This window comes from Lactobacillus hamsteri DSM 5661 = JCM 6256 (assembly GCF_000615445.1).
Lineage (GTDB): Bacteria > Bacillota > Bacilli > Lactobacillales > Lactobacillaceae > Lactobacillus > Lactobacillus hamsteri.
This window is the reverse complement of the sequence record NZ_BALY01000041.1, coordinates 1-11,410: the sequence shown is the minus strand read 5'-3', so window position 1 is coordinate 11,410 and position 11,410 is coordinate 1. Positions and strand designations below refer to the sequence as shown.

Below are 11,410 nucleotides of genomic sequence, written 5' to 3'. Positions count from 1 at the left end.
CCTTTTAATTTATATTTAAACGTTACCGCAAACTATTTTACACTTAGTGATTAATCACTTATTCATTCAATAAATTAAATCTAATAACTAAGATTTTTATAAGCGTATCTACCAAGATTAAAAAAGAATGGCAATCTACTATTATTTATAATATAATAAACCTGTTCCATAAAATTAAAAGAAAAAATAAAAATAATTTTTGGAGCAAGTTGATAAAAAAGGAGCACTCTTTGAAGGAGTGCTCTTTTTTGTTCCTTTAAATTTCGTAACCAATTCTATCCTGTGATGCTTCAGTCAGATCTGCCGAAATGTTAACAACAAAAGAACCATCATCAGCAGTTTTTACCTCATCAAGTTCTGTAGCTTCAGGTAATTTTTCACGATTGTATAAGCGACTAGCCAAAGTATCTGAAGCCATCTTAACAGCATCTTTTAATCCTGTGCCTTCAGTAATTGCTCCTTTAATATCAGGAAAGCTAATAACATAAACATTGTTTTCAAGCGGTTTAAAAACTGCTGGATATGTAACGATTTTGTGATTCAAGCCAATATCTCCTTCATAAACACCTATTCATACGTATCTATGATAAACCCAAAACAAAAAAGGCGTTTAGTTTTTGATGAGATATTTTCATCAACCTTGATAATTCAATTTTTCTCTTAATGCTTCAGTCAAAATCTTTGAAAAATTCATATGTTTTTCTTCAGCTTGGGTTGCTAAATTGTATGGTACCGTTACATTTTTTCTTACTGTTTTTTCAAAGTTATCCGCCGCACTTGTTAAATCGGCTGATACTAAAGCAACAAAAGATCCATCATCATCTAAATTAATATCTTTTGGATTAGTAATTTTAGGTAATTTCTTTTCATCATACAGCATTGTTGCCAGAGCATCAGAAGCCATACTAAACGCATCTTTTAGGCCATGCCCTTCTGTAACTGCACCTTTAACATCGGGAAAACTGATGAAATATATGTCTTTATCAATAGGTTTAAAAATTGCTGGATAAGTTACAATTCTTTTCATATTATTCCTCCTAACGTTTTAAACTTATAGGTTCATCTAAACCTAATTCTTTATATAGAGCTTTTACTGTAAAAAAAGATATTTCTCGATGTCTAGCTAATGGTGCTTTTAAATTATTATACGGATTAATTATTTTAGCATGACGATTATTTCTTTTTCCTTCATCAATGATCATCCCTTTACTTTTCAAATCATTAATGATGTCTCTTCTCTTTACCATGTTGTCTCCTTAATAATATTATACATAAATGCGCATATCTTCATAATTAATTTACCTCCATATTTATATACGCAAAAAATCGTCATTTTCCCGAAAAAATATAAACAAAAAATCCCCAACCCAAAGGTTGAGGATTTTTCTAGCTAACAACTAAAAATTAGTCGTCAAGCTTTTCTTTATTAACAACATCCAAGTTTTCGTCGAATGTGTAAACAACTGGTTCACCAGTCTTCATTTCGAGGTCCATGATGTCGTCATCAGAAATGTTTTCAATGTACTTAGTCAAAGCACGAAGTGAGTTACCGTGAGCTGCGATAATTACGTTCTTGCCGTCAAGTAAGTCTGGAGCAATGTGATCTTCCCAGAATGGCATTACACGGTCTAAACATACGTGTAAGTTTTCAGCCTTAGGAACGATGTGTGGGTCCAAGTTTGCGTAACGACGGTCATGTGCTTGACTGAATTCGTTGTCGTCTTCAATAGCTGGTGGCAAAACATCGTATGAACGACGCCAAATGTGAACTTGTTCGTCACCGTACTTTTCAGCAGTAGCCTTCTTGTTCAAACCTTGAAGTGCACCGTAGTGACGTTCGTTAAGTCTCCAGGTCTTAGTTTCTGGAATCCAAAGTTGGCCACTTTCTTCCAATGCAAAGTGCAAAGTCTTGATGGCACGAGTTAATAATGAAGTGTAAGCTTGGTCAAATTCAAGACCGTGTTCCTTGATTAAACGACCAGCCTTCTTAGCTTCTTCAACACCTTTTTCTGAAAGGTTTACGTCAACCCAACCAGTAAATTGGTTAGAAAGGTTCCATTCACTTTGTCCGTGACGGATCAATACTAATTTAGACATGAAATATCTCCTTTGAAAATTCAATGTTTCAGTAATCATTTTACACGCTAATTTAAAAAATGCATAGTTATTCGCTAAAAAAGCTTAATAATTTCTTTTTATAATGAAATGAATTAATTTGTATAATAGGAAAAAAGAGAATTTATTTGAGGAGATATTATGAGAAAAACACTTAAAAATGTTGTCGCCATATTTTTTACGGTTTTATTCGTTTTAACTTTGGCAGCTTGTTCAAATAATAAAAAAACTAGCCAACCTAAAGAAAAATTACCAAGCGCAGCTACCATTTTAAATGGTGCTCAAAACACAAAATTCAAATCAATGACCGCCACTTGGACACAAACTAATGACAAAGAAGAGGCATTGCAACGTGCTAAAGCTCAATATCAAAAAAAGCCGCTTGTTGTCTTTGCGGATTTTTCAACTGAATCCAACCATTATAAAATGTGGATCGACGGCAAACACAATTACATGCAAATGCAAGGCACTGCAACTAATAAATGGTTTAAAACCAAAGTCACCAAGGCTTCATCTTATGCTCAACTAACTGCCGATTTAGCACAATCTGCTTTGCTTTCCTTTAGTCAAAATTCCGCTAAATTATTCAAAGTTAAAAAAGGCAATAATGGTTACCTTTTAACTTATTCTGGCAATAGCAAAAAGATGTGGAAAGCTGTTACCCAAAATTCCATGATCACTTCTGTAATTGGAATCGATCTTGATAATGTTAAGCCTTATAACACCGAAATTAAGATTTCTACCGATAAGAAATACAATTTAACTAAAACTACTATCGACGCCGCATATAAAGATGACGGACAAGTTAAACATTTGAAATTAAATATCGATGATATCAACAAAAATTCTAATCTCAAAATTCCAAACACCGTTACTAAATCAGCTGTGGAATTAGGTAAATAATAGCTGAAATAGTACAATAAAATTAGTTACTATAATTACGAAAAGAGATTCAAATACAGATGAAATTTAAAAAGATATTTTTAGGCTTAACATTAGCTGCTGCCTTATTAGCTGGCGGCTGTAGCCAACAAAAAAAGCAAAAAGCCACCCCTACTTTAACTAAAGATGAAGTTATCCAAAAATCACAAAAAGGTTTTAAGAGTGGTCAAGTTATCCAATCCCTTCGTCTTTCAACTGACACTTCTTCACAATTAGTTGTTGCTAATACTACTTTTGGTGGCGAAGCAACAGTTTTCCATATTAACAATCAAACAACAGCTAATGGAAAAACTCGTAGTTCCGAAGAATGGATCAACAATTCTAATAACGCTTATATTAACGGTAGCAGTACTTGGTATAAGACTAACGCGCAAAAATTAAATGGCCATAGCTACGCTGAACTTCTTGAAGCAATTACCAATAATAAAGTAATCTTTAATCCTGATGCGACCTTAAAGAATGCATACAAGATGAAGCGTAATAAGCAAACATATACTTTAACCGCAAAAACAACTGATCCTAAGATGATGAAGGCAACTGCCGATGACATCGTTGCTACTGTAGGGCAAAGTGCAGAGCAAGAAAAGGTCTTTAGAAATATTCAAAAATACGGTAAATACCGCAACATGACCGTTACAATGGTCGTCAAAAATAATAAGCTCTTTTCATGCAATATCTTTGTAAACATGACTTTGGGCAAACTTTCTAAAGTACGCTTGGGTCAAAGTTTCGGCAACTTTGGCAAGCACGATTTCTTGAAGATTCCAAACAACGCTTTAGATGCTAAGCCTCTTCCAATGGTAAAAGAAAAGAAGAAAACTAAATAATGACTGAAAACAAAAATGCTAGCAATGAATTTCATTGTTAGCATTTTTCTCTTTTATTGTTTTCCTAAAATTTGTCTAATTTCATCAGCCGTTTCAAATTCACCTGAGAAAATAATTTCATCCCCTGGCTCAATAACAGTTGAACCATGAGGTGAAAGCCATGCATCATCACGGCGAATTCGACTAACTGTCATCTTATCAACAAATTCCCAATCCATTAACTGACGTCCTGTATACTTAGTATTTCTTACAACAACTGAGTAGAGAACATTCTTGGTATCTGTCATAACTTGGTAAACAGCTGGTGATTCGATCAAAGCTCTCATCAAGGCCGCACGGACATTGCTAAAGTTAAAGACTTCAATATTATTATCTTCCAAATCATTAATAGTCTGTGCATCTGGTTGCATCTGTCGAACGATGACGCGGTTAACTCCAGCTTCTTTTGCCATTTTACCCAAAGCATAATTCAATTTATCGTCATGCATAGCCGCTACAAAAATGTCACCATCAAAGCCGCCAGCTTTTTCCAACTCTTCTTTAGTTAAACTTGGAATTAAATTAATATCCGCACGACTCTTGAAGGTATTAAAATTATTTTCATCGCTGGTAAAAAGCTTAACTGAATACCAATTGTCATGTAAATCATGAATAATTGGCATGGTAAAAGTATTAGCACCAACCATTACCACTCTTTGTTTGATGCGGTCTTCTGGACTCAAAACAAAGTTGGAATTAAAGACAATTGGTGAAACAATACATACGATTACCGCAGCTAAAATAAAAACATCTGAGTGAATTTGATCAATCAAATGAAGTCGTCTAGCAACTTGCAAAGTTGGCAAAACAATCGTAATTGTGGTTGCTGTCAAAAAGCCACCTGCAAAGGCATTGCGTTTATCAAACTTATGCATGTAGACAGCAAGAACTGGTGCTTTTGCCAAGAATAAGAAAATAACTAAAACTGGCAAGAGCACAAGCATTTCTGGATGAGCCAAAAGTCTTCTCAGGTTTAAACCTACGCCTGTCATGATGAAGAAAATTGGAATGAAGAAACCATAACCAATTGAGGTTAATTTATCTTTAGTTGCTTCACTTGGCTGTAAGAGTTTCATAACCATTCCGGCTAAAAATGCACCTAAAATGTTTTCTGCACCAACTGTTTCGGCAACTGTAACTAAAGCAAAAATCAAAAAGAATGCTAAACGAATATCAAGTTGCGTTGTTGCCTTAGTCACTTTAACGAACCAATCATAAGGCTGACGGAAACGCCAAAGCAAAAAGATAGCTGCCGCAAAAAGCAAAATGATAAGCCACAACTTTTCTGCGTTGCCACCATGTAGCGAAGCATAAATTGTTAACAGCAAAAGTGGAATAACTTCGCCCATAACAGCCGTTAACAAAATTGTTTGACCAATTGGTCGACCTAAAATATCTTTTTCCTTCAAAGTAGCGATAACTACACCTAATGCCACTGTCATAAAAATAATTGCAGCAAGTGGAATTTCTGAGAATAAGCCAAATTTGTTAAGCAAAAATGCCAAGATAATTGACATCACTGCTACACCAGCAAACGCCATTCCCGCTGTTGGAAGCGGATCGACAACTTTTCCGGATTGACTGCGTGACTTAGGATTGTTTTTCTTACTTAAAAGATCAAAGTCGATCTCCATCCCTGAAAGGAACATCAACAAGATAACTCCTAAGTTAGACAAAAAGCTTAAATCATGCGTTTGTGAAATTAAGTTAAAGCCACTTGATCCCATCACGATACCGACAATAATTTCGGCAACAGCGGTCGGCACGTTATTCACATTAAAACGCGCCATAAAAATCGGAATCACTAAGGCTAAAAGCACAACAAGAAATAGCGATAATTGCGCCATAATTTTTCCTCCCTTATTAATAGTTTGATTATACAAAAAAAGCCGCATCATCGCGACTTTTCATTATCTGAAATTATCTGCCTTAACAAACTGGGTAGCGCCAATAGCATAGTACTCAGTTCCCTCAATTATTATTGGACTGCCATAAGTCTTAACGTTATTGCCTTTCAACAACTTGCTTGTGCCCGTCTTGATGCCAACCGTATCATAAATGTAGGAATTATGCTTTAAAAGACGCATTGTGCCATCAATGTTAGAAGCATTGATATATTGATTTTTACCAATTTGATAATATTTCTTCTTATTAATCGTCTTGGTTGCTTGAATCTTAACAACGGTGCCGGCCTTTTTCATACTCTTGCCTTTAATCTTTTTGCCCTTAGCATCATACAAATATGCATCATGCATTAACAAACTTTCACCAGGCTTAACTTCTGGCAATTTAGTAATATTGTCAGCTGGATTTGAAGGCTTGGTATCTTTGTCCTTTGTTGGAGCACCTTGTTGCAAATTATAATAGTGAGAAATAAGATCAAAGAAATTATCCATGCTGTAGCCCCATTTGGCAAAATAACCATCTGGATCGCCATGATCTGTTCCGCCTAAAAACTTAGAAACAGCAGCATGGGACCAAATTGTTCCCTTACCATCATGAGTTGCATTAGTTGGCTTTAAATTATATCTGTGCAAAATCCGCGCACACCAAATCGCATCATTATTAATACTTTTCGCAAAATCATTACGATTATTTTCTTCACAGAGCTCGATTTGTACAAAACGATCATTAGCCATTGGACCTGCGCCCCAAACACCATAATCAGGCGTCATCATTTGGATAACATCGTTATGATCTGCAAATGCATGGACATAAGCATACATCTTATTCCATTCACGGTTAAAATAAATTGCCTCATCCTTAGCGGTAGCACCTGGATCAGCCGTTTCGTGAATGACAATTCCTTCTGGCTTGCCGTTATTCCGATAAATTATTTTGTTTTCTTCATAAAATTTATTGTAGCGAATATTCTGCGTCTTCAACCATTTATATAAAAATGTCGTGCCGACATAACCGTTTTGTTTAGCCATATCATTCAAGGTTGCAGCGCTTGCAGAATTTGCTCCAAAGAAAGAAACTGCAGCTGTAATGCCAGCTGCAGTCAAAGTAATCAACACTTTTTTAAGTTTCAATTCAGTCTCCCTTATTCCTTTTTACTCAGAGAAAATTATAACTTCTCAAAGTTTGAAACTTTTACGTACTGATGAATGCCGATCTTGTAGTACTTCTTTCCAACAATAGTTACTGACTTGCCATAAGTAGCAAGTGACTTACCCTTCTTGTAGACAATTTCATTGTCACGATTGCCGCTACCATTGTAAACATAAGTATTATGCTTAAGAAGGCGCATTGTACCATCAATGTTACCAGCTGCAATATAACGATCCTCACCGATACGATAATATTTCTTACCGTTAATCTTCTTAGTACCATAAGTTACAACTACATTGTCTTCCTTTAATGCCTTAACGCCTTTAACACGTTTACCCTCGCCGTCATAGACATAAGAATTATGCATTAATTGCTTATTAACTTTAACATCTTGACCCTTAGGAGCTTGGGTAACAGCTGCCATTGAGCCACCCTTCTTAAAGATTGTTGAGTTAACCCAACCTTTGCCAGCAATATGCATACGCTGTGAACCATTATAGTAAGTAATAGTCTTATCAACAGTTACAGTTTCATCTTTTTTAACTGAACCTGATTTAGCACTTACGCTGTGATCAGTTGGCCAAGCGTAAGCTGCAGCATTTTCTTTAACTGTGTAGCTCTTTGCTTCTTTGCTAATCTTAGGATCATATTTTGACAAATTATATTGAGCAATTCTGCTATCAAGGCTTTGGTTGTACTTATGATCAGTTGCATAAGTTCCAGTCAAAGCTTTAGTTGCAGCTGCATATCCTGAAGCATTTTCAATCCAGCACCTTGATAACGAGTAGGTTGCCAGCTAACTCCAAGGCGAAGCTTTTTACCATTATCATCAAATGAGCCTTCGTAAGAATCGTATTTTCTAAAAGCTGCATTAATGTAATAGCTCTTGCCTGCGCCGTTTTCTTCACGAGTTCTGACTGTGTAACTTTCACCACTCCAGTCTTCACCAGCCTTAATACCAAACAGGTTATTAGCATGCGTAGCTAAAGTAGAGCTACCCCAACCAGATTCAACAATTGCTTGTGCAATCATAACTGAAGGATAAACACCATATTTCTTAGCGGCCTTTTGAGCTTGACGTGAAGCTTTTTGTAAAAAAGCATTTTGGCTAATAGTCGCAGCTGAAACTGTATGAGTTGATGCTTGCTTAATAGCAGGAATATTACTCATTGCTGGACCAACAGTTGAGGTCAAAACTGCGGCTGTAGCGACACCAGTAATAAATTTTCTCTTCATTTGCGTATTCTCCTATGAATGTAACAACTTTATTGTATACAGCTTTCCAGATCTATACAACCTAAAGGACTACTTTGAAATGAAAAAATAATATTTATTACATACGTGAGCATATTTTTGAGTATGAAAAAAACTGTTTCCGTTAAGAAACAGTTTTATATTTTAGACATCATTATCTAAAAAATCACTTTCATTAATAATTATAACCGATTGTTTAAGAATTATCTTCATGGAGCAACTTTTTTCGGAAAAATCTAGCTTTTTTGCACATATATACATGGAAGCATAATTCACAGATAGATGCACATTAAGGAGGTATAATTATAGTAAATAAGTTAAAAAATGAAACTATCACTCGTGATCCGATTTTTGGATACATAATGAGTAAGAAAGAAAATTGCCTGTATTTCTTAAGACAAATCTTGCCCGAGCTCGACATTCAGGATGTTAAAGTTACTCCGCAAAAAGAATTCAATAAAAGGCTTAAAGAGCGTAATACTCGTTTTGATATCTGGGCTAAAAATAAAACTCAAGAATTTGACATCGAAATGCAGATGCGAAATGATTCCGCTATCGGTAAAAGGTTTCGCTACTATCAATCACAAATTGACAAGGATACTTTGCCGTCAGGAAAGAATTACCGCCATATTAAGGCAAGCTATATTATTTTCTTTTCGCCATTCGATCCTTTCGGATTAGGCCAAGCCAAATATGAGATGGAAGTTTTAGCAAATCGTAATAATCCCGAATCAGTAATTGATACTAACGCACACTGGCTTTATTTCAATTCATTGGGCCATGACGATTGTTTAAGCTATGATCTGCGAAATTTTTTAGATTATATGAATGGCAAGGTCAACGAGGACAGTGACTTCATTAAGAAAATCGATTCAGAAGTTAAAGATTACGTAGCAAGTCCAGAATGGAGGCATTTAGATATGAATTTAGACATGATGTTGGCTGACAATACTTATGATGTGGAAGTTGAAGATATTAAAAAATCTATTCAAATGCTAAAAAGTGTTGATGTATCAAATGAAAAAATTTTAAATAATCTAAAGAAACATTACGGCGATCATTTCTCTGAAGAAGAGCTTAAACAAATTATGAAAGAAGCTTAAAACTTCAAAATAGCATCTATTAATTATGTTTCCGTCTAACGTCTATCTTAACGATAGGCGTTTTCATTTTTCTTAAATTAATGCGCGATTTTAGAGTTTCAATATTCAACTTGATATAATTTAAGCAAATGACCACATATAGAAGAAAGGAAAATATCATGGATACTAGAGACTTTGTCGCATACACGACCGCCTCGGTGGTGAAGAAAATTATTATGAATATCGACATGAGCTTTCAGGAAGCCAGTGAACAATTCCTGCGCTCAAAAACATACGAATTATTAGTAGAAAATCCACAATTATACTCTAGTGAAACGCCAGATTATTTCTATCAGCTCTGGCAAAAAGAACAACAAAGTATCATTAATCTAAAAAGCGAGGCTTAAAGGCTTCGCTTTTTTGTGCATAAATAGAAATATCTTTTATAAAAGATAAAATCATAAAAGTGATGATATAATATTTTATATAAGATAAAATATTATTTTACTAAAAATATCTTTCATAAAAGACAAGGAAGTTAAAATGATTATTAAACGTGAAAGATACATGTCCTTCCTAAAAAAGTTTAAGGACAACGAAGTAATTAAAGTTATCACTGGAATTCGGCGCTCAGGAAAGACCTTCCTCATGAATATGTTTATTGATGAATTGCGCAAGGAAGGTATTACCGATGATCAAATTATTCATATTAATTTTGAAGATTTAGCTTTCAATGATATCAAGGATGAAATGGATCTCTATCATTATGTCCATGATCATGAAAATAAAGAGAAGAAAAATTATCTTTTCTTTGATGAAATCCAACATGTCAACAATTGGGAAAAAGCTATCAACAGTTTTCGAGTAGATATGAATGCCGACATTTATATCACGGGATCAAACGCACATCTTTTATCTGGTGAACTCGCCACACTTCTTTCAGGAAGATACGTTGAACTGGAGGTTTACCCATTATCATTTAAAGAATATTATGATTTCAAAAAAGGCACGCCTCAAACAAGCTACCAATTATTTACACAATACATTGTTGATGGTGGATTCCCAGCAGTTGATATTGCTCCAAGCGATGATCTCAAAATTGCATTAAAGAATGGTATTTTTGATTCTGTAGTTCTTCGCGATATTGCCTTGCGTTCTAATACTCGCGATGATCAAGCCATTGTCGCTATTATTGAATATTTAATGGGTGAATTAGGAAGTGCAATTTCAGCTAATAATATTTCTAACACTTTGCGCAGCAATGGATTTAAGACGACAACTTCAACTGTGATTTCTTATCTGCATTTGCTTGAACAATCCTATCTTTTCTATCAAGCTAAAAAATATGATATTCGTGGTAAAAAGATGATGAGTACGTTAGGAAAATATTATGTTGCTGATACGGGCTTACGCAACACGCGATTAAACAAAGATCATCGTGACAACTTCGGCCATCAAATTGAAAACATTGTTTTCGTAGAATTGCTTCGCCGTGGCTATAACGTTAACGTTGGTGATTATTCTGGAAAAGAAATCGACTTCGTTGCCAAAAAAGGTACAACGGTTGAATATTATCAAGTTACTGAGCATTTACCAGAAAATAGCACTCGCGAGACTGATAATTTGCGTTTCATTCCGGATGGTTACAAGAAAATCGTATTGTCATTATCTCAATTTGATACGGGGTCTGTTGATGGCATTCCTGTTAAATATTTAATTGATTGGTTGCTAGAAGAATATAACTAATTCACGATGCATTGATTGCGTAAATTATAAAAAGCTTTTATACTAGATATTGATAAATGTGCATTGTATGAATCACAAAAAAGTATATGAAAAAACCGTTACTCTAAAGTCCAAGAAGAGCAACGGTTTTTGTTATATTAGATTAACACCTCAGATTATTGAATATCTAAACAGGCAAGATTATCAAATCTTGTCTTTTTCTTTCCAAATTTTCATTGCTTTACATTTGTATTTTCGATAATATTTTAATTCTCATATTATTTTTCTCTGAAACGGTTGGGCGAATTTTGCTTCTAAAGAACCCTGCCCACCCAAACCCGTACAATGTGGATTAGTAGACAAGCAACAGAC

General features: G+C 34.8%; 11 protein-coding genes and 1 pseudogene. 5 read left to right on the top strand and 7 right to left on the bottom strand.

Annotated features, from left to right (window positions below; genetic code table 11):
* Positions 1–256 precede the first annotated feature (256 nt).
* From JCM6256_RS08475 to JCM6256_RS08460, 4 genes are all read right to left on the bottom strand, one after another.
* Positions 257–544: a type II toxin-antitoxin system HicB family antitoxin gene (locus tag JCM6256_RS08475; protein ID WP_025081262.1), complete on the bottom strand. Its 288-nt coding sequence runs from the start codon at positions 542–544 to the stop codon at positions 257–259.
* Between the two features lie 90 nt (positions 545–634).
* Positions 635–1,027, bottom strand: coding sequence for a type II toxin-antitoxin system HicB family antitoxin (locus JCM6256_RS08470; protein ID WP_025081261.1), 393 nt, complete (start codon positions 1,025–1,027; stop codon positions 635–637).
* Between the two features lie 10 nt (positions 1,028–1,037).
* Positions 1,038–1,247: a hypothetical protein gene (locus JCM6256_RS08465; protein ID WP_025081260.1), complete on the bottom strand. Its 210-nt coding sequence runs from the start codon at positions 1,245–1,247 to the stop codon at positions 1,038–1,040.
* Positions 1,248–1,404: 157 nt separating this feature from the next.
* Positions 1,405–2,097, bottom strand: a complete 693-nt coding sequence (locus tag JCM6256_RS08460) for a 2,3-diphosphoglycerate-dependent phosphoglycerate mutase (protein WP_025081259.1) — start codon at positions 2,095–2,097, stop codon at positions 1,405–1,407.
* A gap of 159 nt (positions 2,098–2,256) precedes the next feature.
* Between JCM6256_RS08460 and JCM6256_RS08455 the strand changes: the two genes are divergently transcribed.
* Both JCM6256_RS08455 and JCM6256_RS08450 read left to right on the top strand, forming a co-directional pair.
* Positions 2,257–3,018, top strand: a complete 762-nt coding sequence (locus tag JCM6256_RS08455) for a hypothetical protein (RefSeq protein ID WP_025081258.1) — start codon at positions 2,257–2,259, stop codon at positions 3,016–3,018.
* Between the two features lie 59 nt (positions 3,019–3,077).
* Complete coding sequence (locus JCM6256_RS08450; RefSeq protein ID WP_025081257.1) at positions 3,078–3,884, top strand: hypothetical protein; 807 nt, start codon at positions 3,078–3,080, stop codon at positions 3,882–3,884.
* Between the two features lie 53 nt (positions 3,885–3,937).
* Here JCM6256_RS08450 and JCM6256_RS08445 read toward each other — a convergent pair whose 3' ends face one another.
* The 3 genes and pseudogenes from JCM6256_RS08445 to JCM6256_RS10180 form a co-directional block, all read right to left on the bottom strand.
* Positions 3,938–5,770: a monovalent cation:proton antiporter family protein gene (locus JCM6256_RS08445; RefSeq protein ID WP_025081256.1), complete on the bottom strand. Its 1,833-nt coding sequence runs from the start codon at positions 5,768–5,770 to the stop codon at positions 3,938–3,940.
* A 63-nt stretch (positions 5,771–5,833) separates the two neighbouring features.
* Positions 5,834–6,958 carry an SLAP domain-containing protein gene (locus JCM6256_RS08440; RefSeq protein ID WP_025081255.1) on the bottom strand — a complete coding sequence of 375 codons (1,125 nt, stop codon included), beginning with the start codon at positions 6,956–6,958 and terminating at the stop codon, positions 5,834–5,836.
* A 35-nt stretch (positions 6,959–6,993) separates the two neighbouring features.
* A pseudogene (locus JCM6256_RS10180) lies at positions 6,994–8,213 on the bottom strand (SLAP domain-containing protein).
* A 317-nt stretch (positions 8,214–8,530) separates the two neighbouring features.
* Between JCM6256_RS10180 and JCM6256_RS10175 the strand changes: the two are divergent.
* From JCM6256_RS10175 to JCM6256_RS08420, 3 genes are all read left to right on the top strand, one after another.
* The gene (locus tag JCM6256_RS10175; RefSeq protein ID WP_369384415.1) at positions 8,531–9,334 is read left to right on the top strand and encodes an Rpn family recombination-promoting nuclease/putative transposase; all 804 of its coding nucleotides are present in this window, start codon (positions 8,531–8,533) and stop codon (positions 9,332–9,334) included.
* A 158-nt stretch (positions 9,335–9,492) separates the two neighbouring features.
* Positions 9,493–9,720 carry a hypothetical protein gene (locus JCM6256_RS08425; RefSeq protein ID WP_025081253.1) on the top strand — a complete coding sequence of 76 codons (228 nt, stop codon included), beginning with the start codon at positions 9,493–9,495 and terminating at the stop codon, positions 9,718–9,720.
* Between the two features lie 136 nt (positions 9,721–9,856).
* Positions 9,857–11,059: an ATP-binding protein gene (locus tag JCM6256_RS08420; protein ID WP_025081252.1), complete on the top strand. Its 1,203-nt coding sequence runs from the start codon at positions 9,857–9,859 to the stop codon at positions 11,057–11,059.
* Positions 11,060–11,410 lie beyond the last annotated feature (351 nt).

Coding starts and splice junctions, on each gene's coding strand:
- JCM6256_RS08470 (WP_025081261.1), bottom strand. CDS start 1,027: ATGAAAAGAATTGTAACTTATCCAGCAATTTTTAAACCTATTGATAAA.
- JCM6256_RS08465 (WP_025081260.1), bottom strand. CDS start 1,247: ATGGTAAAGAGAAGAGACATCATTAATGATTTGAAAAGTAAAGGGATG.
- JCM6256_RS08460 (WP_025081259.1), bottom strand. CDS start 2,097: ATGTCTAAATTAGTATTGATCCGTCACGGACAAAGTGAATGGAACCTT.
- JCM6256_RS08455 (WP_025081258.1), top strand. CDS start 2,257: ATGAGAAAAACACTTAAAAATGTTGTCGCCATATTTTTTACGGTTTTA.
- JCM6256_RS08450 (WP_025081257.1), top strand. CDS start 3,078: ATGAAATTTAAAAAGATATTTTTAGGCTTAACATTAGCTGCTGCCTTA.
- JCM6256_RS08445 (WP_025081256.1), bottom strand. CDS start 5,770: ATGGCGCAATTATCGCTATTTCTTGTTGTGCTTTTAGCCTTAGTGATT.
- JCM6256_RS08425 (WP_025081253.1), top strand. CDS start 9,493: ATGGATACTAGAGACTTTGTCGCATACACGACCGCCTCGGTGGTGAAG.
- JCM6256_RS08420 (WP_025081252.1), top strand. CDS start 9,857: ATGATTATTAAACGTGAAAGATACATGTCCTTCCTAAAAAAGTTTAAG.